Consider the following 19131-nt stretch of genomic DNA (forward strand, 5'->3'; position numbering starts at 1 on the left):
ATCACTCCTTTACTTTTTTGCATTTACTAGTTGTTGCTGTAATTCATATAAAATATTCATCGCTTGCATTGGTGAAGTGCCTAGAATATTTACTTTTTCTAGGTTTTTAAGCACCTCAGATTCTGCAGGAGAAATTGGTTCTTCCTCTGTAAATAGGGACATTTGCATTGTCTTTTCATCAACTTCCTGTACTACTGCTGCTTCGTTTTCGGCTTCGTGTCCTGCCTCGCGTCCCGCCTCGAAGTTTTCAAGCAGTACTTGTGCTCTTGTTAAAATTTCCTCTGGTAATTGGGCAAGCTGTGCTACATGAATCCCGTAAGATTTATCAGCAGCCCCCTTTTTCACCTTATGCAAAAAGACAACCGTGCCATTTTTTTCAGTAGCAGATACATGTACATTTTGCAGTCGAGGAAGCTCCTTTTCAAGTGCCGTTAATTCATGATAGTGAGTTGAGAACAGTGTGTTTGCTCCAATTTTATCATGGATGTATTCCATCATAGATTGAGCAAGACTCATCCCATCATAAGTAGATGTCCCGCGACCAATTTCATCAAATAGCATTAAACTATTTTTTGTAGCATGCGTAATAGCATGCTGAGATTCTAACATCTCCACCATAAAGGTTGATTGTCCCGCTGCTAAATCATCTGCGGCACCAATGCGTGTAAAAATCTGATCTGTAATTGGTAATCTAGCTTTTTCAGCAGGCACATAACAGCCCATTTGTGCCATCACAACAATTAGTGCAACTTGACGCATATACGTACTTTTACCGGACATATTCGGACCTGTAATCAGCATCATATTGTTATTATCCTCAAGAACACAATCGTTTGGTACATACATTTGCTTATTGAGCATTTTCTCAACAACTGGATGGCGCCCTTCAATAATTTCTAGCGCACGCCCTTCATGAAACTCAGGCTTCGTAAAACGATACTTCTCTGAAACACTCGCAAAACTTACTAGTACATCCAGCTCACTAATGCTTGCCGCTAATGCTTGTACACGTGGAATAAACGCCTTTAATTCATCACGTATTTCCACAAACAAATTATATTCTAACGTTAAACTTTCTTCCTCCGCATTTAAAATTAATGCTTCTTTTTCCTTAAGCTCTTGCGTAATATAACGTTCAGCATTTGCCAAAGTTTGCTTACGTTCATAGCGAGTTAAATCAGCTAAATGGATATTAGATTTCGTAATTTCAATATAATAACCGAAAATTCGATTGTAGCCGATTTTCAAGTTTTTAATGCCTGTTTTCGCCCGTTCCTCTTGCTCTAGCTGTGCAATCCAATCTTTCCCATTCCGCGAGGCATAGCGTAGCTCGTCTAAACGCTCATTATAGCCATCGCGAATGACGTCACCCTCTTTAATCGTAATTGGTGGGTTGTCCGTAATTGCACGGGCTAAAAGTGCCTCTACATCCTCACACGTATCAAGTGCTACACCTAGCTTTTGCAATGTTTCCTTATTAGCACCACGTAATTGCTGCTGAATTACAGGTACTTGACGCAATGAATCACGTAGCTGTGCTAAATCACGTCCACCTACATTACCAAAAGCTACACGTCCAGCTAAACGCTCTAAATCGTATACTTGTTTTAAAGAGGCTTGAAGCTCTGTTCTTACAAAATACTCCTCTAACAAATCCGTGACATTCGCTAGTCTCGCTTCAATGGCAGAACGTGAAGCAAGAGGTTGGTGTAACCATTGCTTTAATTTTCGCCCGCCCATTGCAGTCACGGTGTCATCTAACAACCATAAAAGCGTGCCCTTTTGATCGCCGCCGCGAATAGATTGAATTAGCTCTAAATTACGCTTAGAGCTAGAGTCAATTCGTAAATAATTTTTCATTTCATTATACGTAAATGTTTGAATATGTGATAATGAACGCATTTGTGTTTTATCGATATAATGAAGTAAACGAAGGCAAGCAATTTGTAAATCATTCGGCACCGCTTCTACATAATGTGCAGCTTTAGCCAACGTCATTTCATCTGTTTCAATAGAAAGGACGATACCGACATTGACTGCATGCTCTGCTAATAGCAGTTGCAAATTTTCTGTGACAATTAATTCGCGAATTCCGTATGCCTGCATTTGCATTAAAAGCGCTTTACCGTCGCCCTCAATAGAGGAGGCTACTGCTTCACCTGTAGATAAGTCTAAATAAGCGTAGCCAAATGTCGTATCATCAAATTGCTCCGCTGCGCCAATAAAATGATTAGATTTACCATCGAGCGACTTACCTTCCATAATCGTACCCGGTGTAATAAGTTGTACGACTTCACGCTTCACTACACCTTTTGCTTGCTTCGGATCTTCTGTTTGCTCACAAACTGCAACCTTATAGCCCTTTTGCACAAGTGTTTCAATATAATTTTTTGCCGAATGATGTGGAACACCACACATTGGAATTCGCTCTTTTGCACCAGCATCTCGGCTCGTTAATGTAATTTCTAACAGTTGTGAGGCATTAATAGCATCCTCAAAAAACATCTCGTAAAAGTCGCCTAATCTAAAAAATAAAAAGGCATCCTTGTAATCTTCCTTTACCTGCAAATACTGTTGCATCATTGGTGTATATGTTGTCATTTTAATAATTCCCTCGCTCTAACCATATAGATATTTTTATTATAACAAAAGATACATGCGAAACGCTTAATTCACCTTTTTTAAGATTCTAGCGCTTCGCATGTATTAAATCTTCAATATTATCTTGGTCGTTCATCAGGAAACGATGAGGACTCTAAAACAAACCTACCTTCTTCACTAGAGCTAGACGATGAGCTGGAACTGGAGCTAGATGAAGACGAAGATGAGCTCTCTTCAAAGTTCCATTCTTCTTCGAAATCTAGTGGATGTACACTAATACAAATCGTCGTTTCTCCCATTACCTCTACAACGACTTCACGTTCTACTAAGATTTCAAATTTCGTACCGCATGGAGAAATGATTGCCTCTATGCAGTTTGGCTCTTGAATGACACGTACACGTACATCATCACCAACACTTACTTCGCCTTCTCTAAATGAAAGCTTCACTTTGTCTTTATAGTGCACCGTTTCAGAAAACACTGCTGTTTTCGAATGATTACTATAGGCATACCATACATTGACATCAAACTTCCCTGATACTTCTACAAATTTACCGACTTTTTTCGCGGAGCAAGTATGATTAATAACCCAGCAACCGAGAATGCTTGTCGGCTTATTTGATGGACATAATGTTACACGTTCTTCTGTTCTCTTCTTCCCCTTGGCAACTACTGCTCTCGTCACGATTTGTCGTAAACGTTTCAGCGCAATTCCTCCTTCGACTCTTTTCACTCCATCATATGCAGGTAGCGCCTATTGGGTGAACATATATTTTTATAGAATCGAATTAAGAATTAAATTCATTTTACATAGTATGTTGTCAGAAACACGCTAATATCTATGAATATTGAAGCTTTGCCCTGTGCGAAAGCGTAGCGACAGCAACAACAAAGCGCCCAGTCGGAACGGAAATCAACCCCTCGTTTTGCTGAAGAGACATACTATTGAACAAGCATCTTCATTTCATTGACACAATAACTTTTTAACAATAGTAAAGCTCGAATGAAAGCATTCATTCGAGCTATTTCTTCTATTATTTTTATGAGCAGCTGCCTGGTGTTGTATTTGCTACGTATGAGCCAGTTTCACCACGAAGTAAATCCCCACCCGTTGATCGAACAATCTCATTTGTAACATTGTTCGCAATTGTGTTTGACACTAGTTGTAATAAATCATTTACATCCCCCTGAGATTCTTTAAATTGTTGAACTACTGGGATGGCGTTGATTTCTTCTTCGATTTTTTCGATTTTATCTTCAATTAATTTAAGCGCTTTTTCTTTTCCTAAGTGTTGGAAATTAACAGCTTGCTTTTGTAGGCTTTTTAAACTTGCAATACGCTCACGTACTTGTTGGTTTTCATTAATTTGTGCTTCTGCCTTTTTGAAAAATTCAACTTCTGGCGTATTGGCAATCATATGCGCAATTTCATGTGACTTCTTGATTAAATCTTCTTTTGTATATAATACTTGTGTCATTTACGCTTCCACCTTTTCATTTTTTACTACTTCTACAAATTCACCACTTAGTGAATATGAAGTAGCTTCAACTATTTTTACTTTCACTAATTGACCAATTAGATCTGCTGGGGCTTTAAAGTTTACAAGACGGTTTTTACGCGTGTATCCAGCTAACACATCATCACGTTTTTTACTCGTTCCTTCGACTAATACTTCTACTATTTCACCCTTCAAGCTCTCTAATGCTTTGCGAGAGTATTCCCCTACAACCGCATTTAATCGGTGAAGACGTTCTTTTTTCACTTCTTCAGGTACATTATCCACCATTTTGGCAGCAGGTGTACCCTCACGAGGAGAATAAATATAAGTAAAGGCCATTTCAAAACCTACTTCACGGTACAAGGATAATGTCTCCTCAAATTGTTCTTCAGTTTCGTTAGGATAACCTACGATAATATCAGTCGTTAGTGTTACTTCCGGAATAGCCGCTTTAATTTTCGCTACTAATCCAAGGAAATGCTCACGTGTATATTTACGCGCCATAATTTTTAGCACATCATTTGAACCAGATTGTACTGGTAAGTGAATATGCTCAACTAAGTTACCACGTTTTGCAAGTACTTCGATTAAATGATCATCGAAGTCACGTGGATGACTCGTTGTAAATCGAATACGCGGGATATCGATTTTTCGTAATTCATCCATCAAATCACCAAGTCGATATTCAATATCCTCAAAATCCTTACCGTAAGCGTTGACATTTTGTCCTAAAAGCATAATTTCTTTATAACCTGCAGCCGCTAGTTCACGAACTTCAGCAATGATTTCTTCTGGACGGCGACTACGTTCCTTACCACGCGTATAAGGTACAATACAATACGTACAGAATTTATCACAGCCGTACATAATATTTACCCAAGCTTTAATGGAGCCAAGACGTTTTTTCGGCAGATTTTCAATTACATCGCCTTCTTTAGACCAAACCTCAATGACCATTTCCTTAGACATATATGCTTCTTTTAAAATGTTCGGTAAACGGTGAATATTATGTGTACCAAACACCATATCGACATGCGGATAACTTCTTAAAATTTTATTGACGACGGATTCTTCCTGTGACATACAGCCACAAACCCCGATCAACATTTCTGGATTTTTACGTTTATATTTTAACAGAAAGCCAAGTTCTCCAAATACTTTATTTTCTGCATTTTCACGGATGGCACACGTATTCAATAATACGACGTCAGCTTCGTCAATTATATCTGTAGGCGTATATCCTAGCTGCATAAAAATCCCAGCCATAACTTCCGTATCATGCTCATTCATTTGGCAGCCATACGTACGAATATAGAAAGTACGCCCTGTCCCCATACCTGCAAACTCTTCTGCAATGTTAAAGTCTTTATGGTACTTAACATCTTCTTTCCCACGTTTTTTAGCATCTTTTAATGAAGGTGCCGTAAAGACCGTTTCAAAATATTTACTATAATCCTTTTCAGGCTTGTCTTCTTTTTTTGGTTGATTGACTTGTTGATTAGCTAAGCGTTGTTCTTCATTCATTGCAATCAGGTAACTCCTTTCAAACGAATTCCATACATTTGAAATCCCGTTTTACTATTATACTGAATAATTGCAACATCCTACAAGGCTTGTGTACTAAATGTCGCGGTTTAGACTTAATTACACGTAGTTTGCTGAGTTTTCCCAACACCGCTTTGCTTCTTTTAGAACTCCACAATAATAGGAATCCACATTAAATGTTCGGTCCTTATCTTGAGCTTATTTGTAGTACTTTTTATATTTTAGATTTAAATAAAAATTATATAGTTTAAGCTTTACCCAACGCTTTACATTCATATCCTCTTTAAAATATAGAGCATTCGAATACTTGTCCTGTTTTATTAATTGCTTAGCTTCTATTTTCAGTTTTACATTTTTCAAGCCTTTAAATAACAATCTTTTTGGAACGAGTGACCACAAATGCCTCGTCTGTACATACGTTAGCTCTTGATGCACATTGAATACATAATCATTAGCAACACACTGCATTAAGTTATGACCACTTGCTGTCACGTAATAGCTTGAGGCACCGGATCGTAAGTTCATTTCAAATATTTTAAATTCCCCGTCACGAACATCTAGTTTCATATCAAAATTCGCAAAACCACTATAGCCAATGCCCTCCAAAAAATAGCGCAAGTTGTCCATAAGCTGTTTATCGAAATCTGTCATAATCGCCAAGGAGATTCCAATATTTTGTGGTGATGGATCTTCAAGGAGCTTGTTCCCTAAACACATCAGTTTAACCTTCTTGTCCTTCCCTACGTAAACGTCTAATACCCGAATATAAGAATCATCACCTGGAATAAACTCTTGAAGAATTAAAGAATCTTTATAGGAAGAGCGATAAATGCTTTTAATAATATGCCGCTTCTCTTCTTCATTTTTTACAAGAAATACTTTTTTCTTCTCAGGGAAGGAACAACGCGTATATTCAACGAAATTCGAAGGCTTGATGATTATCGGATAATCGAAGGGTATTTCACTTGTTACACGATGTGCCTTTGTCAATACAATCGTTTTGGGATATTTTAAATTGTATAAATCACATTGCTTATAAAATTCTTCCTTTGTTTGAACCCGCTTCATTACATCCTCATCTAAATAAGGCAAAATAAAATAATGTTGTAGTGTCTGTTTATTAATAATGATCAGCTCCGCATAAGTACAATCACATACAAGAAGGATTAATTTTTTATGTTTGAACTGCATCGCCACTTCTATTAAAGCTTGTACAAAATAATCTGGTTCATCTAAACGGTCCACATATTGAAAATCCAGAATATCACTATTTTGAGTCGCTATTCCTAGCGCCCCACCTAGTAAGAGCGTTCGAATATCTTTTGTTTTCATAGCTGGCTCTAATACAAGACTTTTCATACGATACGCCTCATAAAAGGAACGGGCTACCCCATATGCATATTGACCTGATTGTATAATAACTGGTAAAAAGGGTTGATCAACTGTTTTTGACAATTTTACTCGCCTCTCATGATAAAAATGAATTTATTCACTTTTATATGCGGCTTGTCCTGTACTTAATACTACAAGTCTGTAATTTTCTTAAAGTATTCGAAAAACACTGAAACAAAAATGAAGCTCCTATTAAATAAGAAAACTCATTTTTGTTTCAGTGCCTCTATGCTTATGAACTACTGAATGCTATATGTCAATTAATTTTTTCACACGCTGTTCAAAGCCGACAATAGATTGAACACCTAAGCTCTTAAGCAAATCTGCATTGGCAAATGTAAATTTACCTAAATCGTCCGGGAAATGCGCATCTGAGGAAACTGTAAAGGCTACTCCCTGTTCCATTAATATTTGAAGGAAGCGAGGGCCAGGGCATATCTCGTTTACTGGATAACGATAATACAGGCCCGCATTCAATTCAGTGGCAGTATTTGTTGTAACGAGCGCTTTGGCTATACTTTCATACCAAGAATCGAGAAAAATAGCGTCCTCCACTTTATAATTAAATACTTTAAAGTTATCCAAGTGTGCTACAAAATCAAACATACTTGAGTGAATCATTTTTTCGACTGTAGCAAAGAAACGCTCATAGTTCTGCTGTAATGTAGTAGCATCCATGTCCTCAAATATGTATTGCGTTTGAGGGTTATCAAATCCCCAACCATCTACAAAATGGACGGATCCGATAACGTAATCCCACGGATATCCTTCCAGTAATGTTGCTAATTCCTCCTCGCCGCCGACAAAATAATCCGCCTCGATGCCTAGCTTTAAGGAAATACCGTGCAGACTCCACTTTTCCTTTGCACGATTAATAGCTGACACAAAATCATCCATGCTTTCTGTCATCACACTATCAAGCCAGTAACGCTGAGCTCTACCAACTTCATTGTCATCTAACTGCATATAACGCTCAAAATATGCTCGCGTCTCCTTGAAACGATAGAGATGATCGACAATGCCAACCTCTCGCAAACCGAGCTGCTTTGCCTGTTGTAAATATAAATCTAACCATTCCTCGCTATAGCAGCCACTTTGTAATCGCTCTGATAACTGCTTCATTTGCAACTCTATAAATGCTTTAGAACCTTTTGCCGCTCCTCCTTCTTCATTAAAAAATCTAATTGCCTGAGAAGTACGTTCCAGCCAACGAAATGAATATGGGCCTTCCTCTAAATGTACATGATAATCAATCATTCGCTTTTCCCTCCATTGCATACTGTCCACTTTTCCTCATACGCTTGCCATTCCAACGGACAAGCTATATCACAAAGAATTTCTGAGCACTCTTCTATGTGACATATTTGATAAAAGGACTTCCCATTTATTTTTGTTGCATCCAATAGTAAAAAGTTCATCTTACTGTGATTAAGCATTTTTTTAGAAATTAACGATTCATCCAAATCATAATCGTATACGATACCTTCACTTATACCACCACACGATATAAAACCTATATTAAGAAACAAACATTAAGCAAGTATGGAGGACAGTAAAATATTTAGTAAAAATTATGAAGGGATTATGAAAATCTATGAACAATAATTAATTTATGGGGAAAGTAAAAGTTTTTAGAGGAAATAAGAAGGAATCTAGTTTTGTATGCGCACGTTAATGTAGCTTTGCAAGACGTGCACACACTCTAGATTATTTTTATAAACCAAGAAAATCTGCATATGTATGTGGCTCGTTTTCCTTTAAAATTGTTAAAAATGTAAATGCAAGCTGCACGACTGACCACCATCTCATATTGTAGGACATTTCAAAGCGGGAAGGTTCTAATGTAAATACGTCTTGAAAAATATCAAGTGGATCAATTTTTTCATCTTTTAATATTGAGAGAAAACCTAAAAACAACGTATGATCTTTGACTTCAATCATTTTCCCTTCAACAAGTGCATCAATATTTTCTGGTTGATGGAAATTACATTGTGTCGCAACATACTTTTCTAAATCCTGCGCGCGCTGCCTTTCTTCGCGCTCTCTTTTCTTTGCAATAAAATCAATGACGTTATCCACGTGCATCATCGCCTCTTCTTTTTTCTTTTATTGTAGCATTTTTTAGAATATTATTGCCCGAACACGCCCCCCATTTTTTCCTTTTTTCCAAAAACAAAAAGAATGATATTAGCACATTTGCCAAAATCATTCTTTTCACATGTTATTTTATCAATAGTGTTAACTAACTATTTTATTAAACTCATCCCTTAACGTGAGGTTTACTTTCCGAAAGCAAAGTGACAGTAAAGCAATTACTTCAAGGTGAAATTGATTGGGATTGTAATGGTCACTTTTCCTCCACCTGCTGCTAAATCATTATCAATTTGCAGTGTTCCACTATGACTCTGAACAATTGATTGGGCAATATATAGCCCCATCCCATGGTGATTTCCTGCATTTCTACTTGGGTCTCCGCGATAAAACTGTTTGGTAGCTTCTTTTAAATCCTTCGGAGAAAATCCACAGCCGCTGTCGGTAACGTTAAATTGAATCACATCAGCAGCACCTTGCACAGTTAATGTTACCTTGCCTTTTTCAGGTGTGTGCTCTACCGCATTAGCAATAACATTTATCAAAGCTCGATAGAACTGCTCTTCTTCGATCCATATAAGTACGGGCAGCATTTCCTTTTGGACAACTACTTGAAGTTTTTTTTCCAACGAAAGAGCTCTCATTTGATGCTCTACTTCTGTCATAAATACATCCGTTTTAACATTCGTTTTTTCACGGGCAATATTATTTTTCATTTTCGATAAATCAATCAGCTCTTTCGTGAATTTTTCTATTTCCATTGTATTTTTCAGAATATAGTCATTATATTCTCTTTGTATTTCATCTTGTTCAGTATCCTGTAAAAGTTCTGCATTCCCCCGAATAATTGTAAGAGGTGTTTTCAGATCATGGGCTAGAGCAGAAATTTGTTCTCGACGGGTATGTTCTGATTCCCATTGCTGTTTTAAAGAGCTATTTAAAGCTTCCCTCATATGCTCAAGAGAAATGGATATTTCATCTATTTCACGAATTCCTGAAGTATTTATTTTAAAATCCAAATTTTGATTTTGTATTTTTTCAATCGCTTCCTGCAAGCCAAACATTTTTTTCTTTAGATTTCTTCCAAAATGGATTGCAAGGACAGTTGCTAGAGTTACAACCCCTACAATAAATAGCAGAATATCTAAAAGCTGTGGGTTAGGCAAATATTTTCTCAAAATTTCTGAACGATACTGAGGTACTAAATAATATCGTAATATACAAACCTCATTTTCTCGCTCTATAAACGAGTAAAATTGGTTGATACTTTGAGCTTTCTCTTTTTTCATTGCAACCCAAGCTTTAAAAGCTTCCTTTTCTGAAAGATTCCCTGAAAGAAATTGTCCATCTTTAGAAAAAACAGCGTAGTCCACGAGGTCTGGAATAATTTCATCTGTAACCGAACTACTAGACGCAATACGATCCCTAGATAATGAAATTTGAGTTTCTGCATAATTTGCTGGTAATACGATGTTAGTAGAAAGAGCAAACAACGTTAAACCGATTAACAGTACTACTAACAGAATGGTGCCTAAACTTAGGAAAAGGAGATATCGAAGAAAAAAAGTATGTAGCCTTGTCCCTTTAGCGGGCTTTACTGTCTCCATTTATATCCGATCCCCCAAACAGTATCAATGACGTCAATATTAAAGGCATGTAGCTTTGAACGGATATTTTTAATATGCTCAGTAATGGCAGTACTGTCACTCTTCCCATCAAACCCAAAAATAGCTTCATAAATCTTTTCCTTCGAAAACACCTGTCCTCGATTCCGAGCTAGAAATTCGCATATTTCATATTCGCTTTTTGTCAGCATTACCTTCTCCTCATTTACAAACAGTTCTTTACCAGATAAATTGAAGTGAATGTTATCTACTAAAAGGATACTACGTTTTTCTCTTTTTTCGCGTCTCAAATGCGCATTCACTCTTGCACGTAGCTCCCCAATTCCAAACGGCTTGATAATATAATCATCAGCTCCAAGACCTAGACCATACATTAGATCTTCCTCCAATGATTTAGCCGTTAAAAAAAGGATGGGACAATCTACAGCATGACGTATTTGACCACATAGAGTAAATCCATCTATTTCAGGCATCATCACATCCAGTAAAATTAAATCGAAGGCTCCAAGATCCATTTTACTAACTTCTGTCGCATCAGAAATTGCCGTTACTAAATGCTCGTCTTTTAGTAATGCATTTTTTATCAATATTAAAATATCTTTTTCATCATCTACTGCTAATATTTTTGCCATATTTCTACCCTCATCATTTCTTCATACCCTAATTATCAGATTTTCTTCCTTCCCATTTCCAAAACCAAAAACAAGAAAGGACTAATGCGAACAATGTTCCGCATACTGAAGCAATAATACCTTCCTGTAGTCCTACTTCCACTATTGATAAGTCAACCCCTGACGCTTTCATTGTCCATAATGAAACAAAGTGACCACCCCAACCATAAGGTATAAATGACCAAATGCCATCACCTAATCCAGTGAGTAATAAGGCTACTATTAGTGATCCCACAATACCTAATCCGATTGAGGCACCTTTACCAAAATGAAGACTAACAAAAAAATGTAAAATATATAAAAATGCAAAGCTTACAAATAGAATACATCCAGCTATAAAATAAAATCGATAACCAAAAGTATCTTCATGCAAAAGTTCAATAAAGCCAACACTAAAAATACCAAAAGACAGTAATATTGCTCCAAAACTAAATAACAATAACAGTAGCAACTTGCTTAAATAGGACACTATTTTTGTTTTAGTAGCTGTTAGCGTCCCCTGAAAATGTCCTGCATTTGCTTCTTGCTCCGCTGCCATTGCACAAACTAATCCAATAATAATTGGAAACCCGCATGCTACTGCTTGAAGATAAGCCGTTACCCTATCATTAAAACCCCACGGTGAATAAGTATAGTATGCTAAAAAAATCCCTGAGATAATAATAGGTACAATTAGATGTGTGAACAAAAATGGCGTTCTTTTTGTTTTAAGAAACTCTGCTCTCAGTAATCTTAACATTACCATGAACTATTTCGCCTCCCTTTTCTGAAACCAACGTGCAGTAAAGAAGCTAATTAATGCAAACCATGTTAAAGCAATTAATATACCTGGAACTATAACCGACATGCTTAATAACGGGCTACCTTCAGGCACTGGCAGACCATTTGGTAAAATCTCTAATGTTGGACATATTAGTCTTGCTGTAATGGCGTAAGGAACACTATACCAAAAATCCCCATTTGAAAACGCAATCATACCAGCAATATTGCCGACTAAATTTATAAAAATAGCCGTATAAGTCCCTAATCTTGCTGCAAGGAATAAACAAAGTGGAATTTGCCATAAAAACGTTACGAAAATTAACAAACTACCTGTAAGACTATTTATGAAAGAAAAGCTCTTGCCAAAAAGTATTCCACCAACAGTAATTCCTGAAAAGAAAATAAGTGAAATTAATAACAACCAGGCACTAGATGCAAGTATTTTGCCAAACCAAATCTTCTTCAGATCAATCGGCATTGCGAGAATACTATGGTATTTTAATTTAGCATCTTTTTCCACCACTACTGCACAACATATCGTCAGAGCACCTGGTAAGAGCATTGTATACCACCAATTATAAGCACCCTTTTGAAAAAAACTGCCTCCCATTAAAAATGCAGTTAGTACTATCGCCACAATGGGTGCTAGCCAAACTAATTTAACAATAAAAGTCTTTTTCCACTTTAATCTTTCGGCCTTCATAATTGATATCATGTTACATGCCTGCCTTTCTATTAGCAGTCACTACTTGCATAAATAATGATTCTAATTCCTGACCTTGTGGGGCAACTCCCTGATAACCTAATTTTCCTCCTGCAATGATCCCAATTTCATCAACGACCTGTTCTACCTCTGACAGGATATGGCTAGATAAAATGACCGTAATCCCTTGCTCTGGAAAAGATCGAATTAGTTTACGAAGCTCTTGAATGCCGATCGGATCGAGACCATTTGTCGGCTCATCAAGAATTAAAAGCTTCGGGTAGTTTAATAGAGCAATAGCGATTCCAAGGCGCTGTTTCATTCCTAAGGAAAACTGTCCTGCTCGTTTTTTTCCCGTATTAGTCAAATCAACAATTTTTAATACTTCATCTATACGTGACTGTGGCAACCCGAGGGCGATCGTTCGAACCTTGAGGTTTTCTCTTGCCGTTAAGTTTTCATAAAGAGGTGGTGTTTCAATTAATACACCCATGTCTTTTAAATCATTACGATTCCATTCACGTCCATTAAAAAGTATTTTTCCTGCATTCGGACGCAGCATCCCCGAAATCATTTTTAACGTTGTTGATTTCCCAGCACCATTAGGACCGAGTAAACCATAAACAGTATTACGTCGTATCGTTAACGACAGATCCTCTACAATTTTTTGCCCCTTAAAGCCTTTACTAAGATTTTCTGTTTGTAAAATAATATCTTCCATCTATAATCATCTTCCTTTCGATGATTATAGTGTAAAAAATGATTATAAGGATTTTATAAGGATAGCGAACTTTTTTTGTAGATCTCACTATGAAAATTTATTTTGTCGGCAAAACGAGGGGTTGATTTCCGTTCCGGCTGGGCGCTTTGTTGTTGTTGTTGTTGTTGTTGCTGTCGCTACGCTTTCACACAGATAAAACATTTGCTGTCGCTACGCTTTCGCACAGAGCAAAGCTTCCTGGGGGCGTCCGATGAGCCGCTTCACTCGCGGTGCTCGCTCCAGGGTCTCAGGCCAACAGATGTCTTTTGCGCGAAAGCGTGAGTGCAACGTAGCGGCAGCAGCAGGTTTTGTTTGTGCGAAAGCAAAGCGACAGCAACAGCAGGTTTTGGTTTTGTTTGTGCGAAAGCAAAGCGACAGCAACAATGTTTTAACACATTAATTTTATTGACATAATTGTCTTTCAAAAATAAAAAGCATTTGGAATGAGGACATCCCAAATGCTTTTTATCATGTTGTATAATATTTGATTTACATAAATTCTTTCACTAATTTATTAAAATCATTTTCGCTCATATTAATATCAATATCTGTTAATGGTAGCTCTGAGTAGCCTGGTACTTTTTCTTGATATGAAGCTGTTTCCGTATCTTGATAAATAATACCTGTTACTAAACCTTCATGCTCCATCACTGTACGCATTGCCATAGCACGGTCAGCATTGTCATAGCCTTCGATATCAGCAAGCTTCGTTAAGTTTTCTTTAAACCAATCATACGTATTCACTTTGTTATACGTAACACAAGGTGAGAATACGTTGATGAATGAGAAGCCTTTATGATTAATGCCCGCTTCAATTAAAGCTGTTAACTCTTTAATATCTGTTGAGAAGCCTTGTGCCACAAATGTAGCTCCACTAGTTAAAGCGACTTCTAATGGTTTTAGTGAAGGTTCAATCGCACCACCTGGCGTAGATTTTGTAATAAATCCTGCAGCAGAACGTGGAGATGTTTGCCCCTTTGTTAAACCATAAATTTGGTTATCCATAACAACGTATGTGATGTCAATATTGCGACGGATGGAATGGATTGTATGACCCATACCAATCGCAAAGCCATCTCCGTCACCGCCAGAAGCAATAACGTTTAAATCACGGTTAGCCATTTTCAAACCTTGTGCAATTGGTAATGCACGGCCATGAATACCATGGAAACCGTAAGAATTAATGTAACCTGAAATACGACCAGAACAGCCGATCCCAGAGATAACTGCTAATTCGTTTGGTTCGATACCAACGTTAGCCGCGGCGCGCTGAATCGCTGCTTGTACAGAGAAGTCACCACAGCCTGGGCACCAGTTTGGTTTCACTGTATTACGAAAATCCTTAAATGTTGCCATTAGCGAGTCAACTCCTTCACACGATTTTCTAATTCACCTGGCAAGAATGGTGTACCATTGTATTTTGTGATCGTCTCGATTTTATCGTGACCACCAATATTCATCTTCATAATATTTGCTAATTGACCTGTGTAGTTATTTTCTACAACGATTACTTTTTTCGCTTTTGCTACAAGTGGTGCCACTTCAGCAGATGGGAATGGATGAATTAAACGAATATGTGCATGATTCACCTTCATACCTTGAGCATTTAATCGTTCTTGTACTTCTTCAATAGCTCCACGTGTTGAGTTAAAGCCGACTAATAAAATATCCGCTTCTTCGTGTGGCGTATTTGAAAATACTGGATTATCAAATTTCAATGCCTCTAGCTTACGGAAACGTTTATCCATTTGTACTTGACGGTTACCAGTTGCTTCAGATGGCTTACCTGTTTCATCATGCTCAACCCCTGTTACATGGTGAATACCATTTAATGTACCAGGTAGCACACGTGGTGAAATACCGTCTTCTGTATTCTCATAACGTTTGAAGTATGCTTTATCAGCTGCTTCTTCAATGTCGTCAGTAACAATTTTACCGCGGCGAATTTCTATTTTATTGTAATCGAATGGCTCTACAGATTGTTTCCCTAGAGATAGTTGCAAGTCAGTCATTAAAATAACTGGTAATTGTAATTCTTCCGCAATGTTAAACGCTTGGATTGTGTCAAAAAATGCTTCTTCCATTGTAGAAGGTGCAATCACAACTTTAGGAATTTCACCATGCGTACCATATAACATCGCCATTAAATCTGATTGCTCTTGTTTTGTTGGTAACCCTGTTGATGGACCACCACGTTGTGTGTCAACAACTACTAGTGGCTGCTCTGTCATACCTGAAAGACCAATTGCTTCCATCATTAATGAAAGACCAGGACCAGCTGAAGCTGTAAAGGCACGAACACCACCAAAGTTTGCCCCAATTGCCATTGTCGCTGCAGCAATTTCGTCTTCTGTTTGAATAACCGTACCACCGAAATTCGGTAATTTTTTAATAAGGTATTCCATAATCTCAGAAGCTGGTGTAATTGGGTAAGCTGCCATTAAGCGTGTCCCAGCTGCAAGTGCACCAAGTGCTATTGCATCGTTCCCAATCATGAACATACGGCGTTTACCATCTGCTGGTGCTAAAGCCCATTCACCTACACGATCGCCTAAAAGCTCATTCATTAATTCATGGCCGCGTGTAATTGCCTCCATGTTTTTCTGAACAACTTCTTCACCTTTTCTGCCAAAAATATCATCTACAACATTTTGGAACACTTCGTCTTCTAGATTTAGCAGAGAAGCTGTTGCCCCGATTGCCACCATATTTTTCATCAACGAAGTACCCAACTCTGCCGCTACCTCTGTAAAAGGTACCGCAAATAATGGCGCTTTTGAATCTTCTGGCTTCACTGGATCAAATTTTGCATCCGCTAAAATAATTCCTTTTTCTGTTAACTCTTTATAATTGACGTCGATTGTTTCTTGGTCGAACGCTACTAAAATATCTAAATCATCCGCAATTGAACGTACTTCTGTTGGACGAACTGTAATTTTATTATTCGTATGGCCACCTTTAATTCGAGAAGAGAAATGACGATAACCGTATAGGAAGTAACCTAAACGATTCATTGCCATTGAGAAAATTTCCCCTGTACTTTCAATCCCTTCACCTTGTTGCCCACCGACTTTCCATGAAAGCTGATGTAACATGTCAACAACTCCTTAGATCCAATGTATATACTATTATTTTTCCTTCATAAGTTTAACACGAAGAAACGGTCTGCACTATTGTTATTACGCGATTTCAGCGAAATTCAGACCTTTGACTGAAAATGGCGTTCATAAAGTTGTAATTTTCAAATCAATTTAGTTTAAAAAAATAATGTGCTGATTTCAAGTGACATTTAACATGTTAGTATGTAGAGCATGAGGAATTCTCTTCCTGATATCCTTATTGTCTATATAAACGCAAAAATGCCTTGCATCTTATTATGTGCAAGGCATTTTACTTCAATTACTTTTTTTATCGAATACGTTTTTCCACAAGAAGCTTTAAGGCTGTACGTTCCTCACCAGCAATTAAAATATCGGCAAACGCCGGTGCGCAAATTAAATCTGTGCCACTTGGCGCTACAAATCCGCGTGCAATGGCCACTGCTTTTACGGCTTGGTTAAGTGCACCTGCCCCAACTGCCTGCATTTCTGCTTGCCCTTTTTCTCTGATTACCGCGACTAATGCACCTGCAACTGAATTTGGATTAGAGCGTGATGATACTTTTAATGAATCCACAATTATTCCTCCCCGTTTCGCGAATAGTGTTTACGCTCAACAACTCATGTCCCCCTTTTGGACCTCAAGTTATTGTCGATAGGTCATTTTATGCTCGACGAGTACGAAATAGACTATTTTCATTTCTTATATATCAAAACAATCTAAAAAGACTGATAATTAATGAAAAAAAATTACTTTGTCATTGAAATAAAGGCGCCATAATAATTAACTTAGGGCTCCTTAGTAAAACATAAAATGATTTCCGTTCCAGGCTACTCGCTTTGTCGCTGACGCTTCGCTTTCGCACGGAAAACATTCGCTCCGTGCAGGGTCTCGCCTGTCTCGCTATCCCACGGGTGTCGAGTAGCCTTCCACTGCAATCAACAATAGTATAGAACTTTTATAAAATTTAAGTATTTTAAAAGTGAACCTTAATGGTTACTCTCTTCAGAATAGAAACTTAAAACAGTTAAGGTGATTGTATATCTGTCGTTGCTGTCGCTTCGCTTTCGCACAAATAACACATCTTGTTGAAGCTTGATTTTATCCCTATAAATTAGATTAACATGCCAGAAAATACATGCTAAATGAAGAGGTTGATTGTAGCGGAGACTGGGCGACTCCTTGTGGATTAGCGATAGTGGAACGAAGGCTAAGAGCATCACATCCTGTGATAACGCCTTCGTGACCAACATCCTGTTGGCCCGAGACCCTGGAGCGAGCATCGCGAGTGAAGCGGCTCATCGGACGCCCCCAGGAAAGCGCCTAGTCGGAGCGGAAATCAACCCCTCGTTTTTCCGAAGAGTCATATTTTATTATGATGCTTTAATTTCATTGAATTAACAAATTTTCAAAACAAAAAACTATTGTGCATTTTTTACATACACAATAGTTTCTCTTCTTATGCTTGGAACGGATAATCTTCGTTTATATACACTCGCTCACAATGACGAGCTTTTCCTGTTTTATCATCAATGTCTACAAAGAAACCACTTAACACATCGCGTCCTTTTTTAGGCACTTCAAAACGAGATGGCATGTTTGTTTGGAATCTATAAATGACACTTTCCTTCGTCATCCCTAAAATTTCATCGTATGGACCTGTCATACCAACGTCCGTAATATAGGCTGTTCCATTTGGATAAATTCGTGCATCAGCTGTTTGAACATGTGTATGTGTACCAACTACTGCCGAAGCCTTTCCATCTAAATGCCATCCAAGTGCAATTTTTTCACTTGTCGCTTCTGCATGAAAATCCACGAATACAAGCGGTGACGTTTTATGCGCTTCTTCGATTAATTTCTCTGCCATCGCAAATGGATCCTCATGAGGAGGTAAAAACACTCGACCGTGTAAATTAATAACAGATAGTGTTACACCGTTTTTTGAAATTTGCACCATACCTTTACCTGGTGCATCACTTGAAAAGTTTGCAGGGCGTATTAAATAATCTGCATCATCTATAAAATCAAAAATATCTTTATTATCCCAAGTGTGATTGCCCATCGTAATAACATCTACACCCATTTGCAATAGGTCATTATAAATATTACGCGTAATTCCACGTCCTGCCGCTGCGTTTTCACCATTGGCAATAACAACGTCTGTGTTATATTTTTTCTTTAAGCGTGGTAAATACTTTTCCACTGCATCTCGGCCGATTGAACCTACAATATCCCCAATAAATAAAACTTTCATTTTCATAACCACACTTTCATTAATTAGCACCTTATATTTTACCACCAATTCAAAGACAAACGCAAAATTATGTCCGTCTAGCGTATTTAACAGATGAATGCTTTTTATAATAGGCTTGAAGATGT

18 protein-coding genes are annotated in these 19131 nt (G+C 37.7%); 1 reads left to right on the top strand and 17 read right to left on the bottom strand.

The window, feature by feature from the left end:
* Positions 1-9 precede the first annotated feature (9 nt).
* From mutS to ABNX05_RS10610, 13 genes are all read right to left on the bottom strand, one after another.
* Entirely contained in the window at positions 10-2601 is a 2592-nt protein-coding gene (gene mutS / locus ABNX05_RS10550) for a DNA mismatch repair protein MutS (protein WP_349659688.1), read from the bottom strand.
* Between the two features lie 119 nt (positions 2602-2720).
* Positions 2721-3335, bottom strand: coding sequence for an outer spore coat protein CotE (gene cotE, locus ABNX05_RS10555; protein ID WP_349659689.1), 615 nt, complete (start codon positions 3333-3335; stop codon positions 2721-2723).
* 307 nt (positions 3336-3642) lie between these two features.
* Positions 3643-4080: a YlbF/YmcA family competence regulator gene (locus ABNX05_RS10560; RefSeq protein ID WP_349659690.1), complete on the bottom strand. Its 438-nt coding sequence runs from the start codon at positions 4078-4080 to the stop codon at positions 3643-3645.
* On the bottom strand, positions 4081-5625 hold the full coding sequence (gene miaB / locus ABNX05_RS10565; protein WP_349659691.1) for a tRNA (N6-isopentenyl adenosine(37)-C2)-methylthiotransferase MiaB: 1545 nt from the start codon (positions 5623-5625) through the stop codon (positions 4081-4083). It lies immediately after the preceding gene.
* 219 nt (positions 5626-5844) lie between these two features.
* Entirely contained in the window at positions 5845-7101 is a 1257-nt protein-coding gene (locus ABNX05_RS10570; protein WP_349659692.1) for a carboxylate--amine ligase, read from the bottom strand.
* Between the two features lie 186 nt (positions 7102-7287).
* Positions 7288-8295, bottom strand: a complete 1008-nt coding sequence (locus ABNX05_RS10575; protein WP_349659693.1) for a histidinol phosphate phosphatase domain-containing protein — start codon at positions 8293-8295, stop codon at positions 7288-7290.
* On the bottom strand, positions 8292-8567 hold the full coding sequence (locus ABNX05_RS10580; protein WP_349659694.1) for a DeoR/GlpR family DNA-binding transcription regulator: 276 nt from the start codon (positions 8565-8567) through the stop codon (positions 8292-8294). The genes ABNX05_RS10575 and ABNX05_RS10580 overlap by 4 nt, the downstream gene beginning before the upstream one ends.
* A 184-nt stretch (positions 8568-8751) precedes the next feature.
* Positions 8752-9123, bottom strand: a complete 372-nt coding sequence (locus ABNX05_RS10585; RefSeq protein ID WP_240518225.1) for an ELKS/Rab6-interacting/CAST family protein — start codon at positions 9121-9123, stop codon at positions 8752-8754.
* A gap of 227 nt (positions 9124-9350) precedes the next feature.
* On the bottom strand, positions 9351-10736 hold the full coding sequence (locus ABNX05_RS10590) for a sensor histidine kinase (protein ID WP_349659695.1): 1386 nt from the start codon (positions 10734-10736) through the stop codon (positions 9351-9353).
* Entirely contained in the window at positions 10724-11386 is a 663-nt protein-coding gene (locus ABNX05_RS10595) for a response regulator transcription factor (RefSeq protein WP_349659696.1), read from the bottom strand. The genes ABNX05_RS10590 and ABNX05_RS10595 overlap by 13 nt, the downstream gene beginning before the upstream one ends.
* A 28-nt stretch (positions 11387-11414) precedes the next feature.
* Positions 11415-12170, bottom strand: a complete 756-nt coding sequence (locus ABNX05_RS10600; RefSeq protein WP_349659697.1) for a lantibiotic immunity ABC transporter MutG family permease subunit — start codon at positions 12168-12170, stop codon at positions 11415-11417.
* A gap of 3 nt (positions 12171-12173) precedes the next feature.
* Positions 12174-12902 (bottom strand): lantibiotic immunity ABC transporter MutE/EpiE family permease subunit, encoded by a 729-nt coding sequence (locus ABNX05_RS10605; RefSeq protein WP_349659698.1) that lies wholly within the window; start codon positions 12900-12902, stop codon positions 12174-12176.
* 1 nt (position 12903) lies between these two features.
* Positions 12904-13611 (bottom strand): lantibiotic protection ABC transporter ATP-binding protein, encoded by a 708-nt coding sequence (locus ABNX05_RS10610; protein WP_349659699.1) that lies wholly within the window; start codon positions 13609-13611, stop codon positions 12904-12906.
* A 298-nt stretch (positions 13612-13909) separates the two neighbouring features.
* On the opposite strand from ABNX05_RS10610, the gene ABNX05_RS10615 reads away from it, so the two are divergent.
* Positions 13910-14050 (top strand): hypothetical protein, encoded by a 141-nt coding sequence (locus tag ABNX05_RS10615; protein WP_349659700.1) that lies wholly within the window; start codon positions 13910-13912, stop codon positions 14048-14050.
* A gap of 89 nt (positions 14051-14139) precedes the next feature.
* Here the strand turns inward: ABNX05_RS10615 and ABNX05_RS10620 are convergent, their stop codons facing one another.
* From ABNX05_RS10620 to ABNX05_RS10635, 4 genes are all read right to left on the bottom strand, one after another.
* The gene (locus tag ABNX05_RS10620; protein ID WP_079560540.1) at positions 14140-15006 is read right to left on the bottom strand and encodes a 2-oxoacid:ferredoxin oxidoreductase subunit beta; all 867 of its coding nucleotides are present in this window, start codon (positions 15004-15006) and stop codon (positions 14140-14142) included.
* Complete coding sequence (locus ABNX05_RS10625) at positions 15006-16745, bottom strand: 2-oxoacid:acceptor oxidoreductase subunit alpha (RefSeq protein ID WP_349659701.1); 1740 nt, start codon at positions 16743-16745, stop codon at positions 15006-15008. Before ABNX05_RS10625 ends, ABNX05_RS10620 begins: the two co-directional genes overlap by 1 nt.
* Before the next feature lie 313 nt (positions 16746-17058).
* A complete protein-coding gene (locus ABNX05_RS10630) occupies positions 17059-17325 on the bottom strand; it encodes a stage V sporulation protein S (RefSeq protein ID WP_004224903.1) in 267 nt (88 codons plus the stop codon).
* Between the two features lie 883 nt (positions 17326-18208).
* Complete coding sequence (locus tag ABNX05_RS10635; protein ID WP_349659722.1) at positions 18209-19006, bottom strand: TIGR00282 family metallophosphoesterase; 798 nt, start codon at positions 19004-19006, stop codon at positions 18209-18211.
* Between the last annotated feature and the right edge of the window lie 125 nt (positions 19007-19131).

This window comes from Lysinibacillus zambalensis, assembly GCF_040183165.1.
Classification (GTDB): domain Bacteria; phylum Bacillota; class Bacilli; order Bacillales_A; family Planococcaceae; genus Lysinibacillus; species Lysinibacillus zambalensis.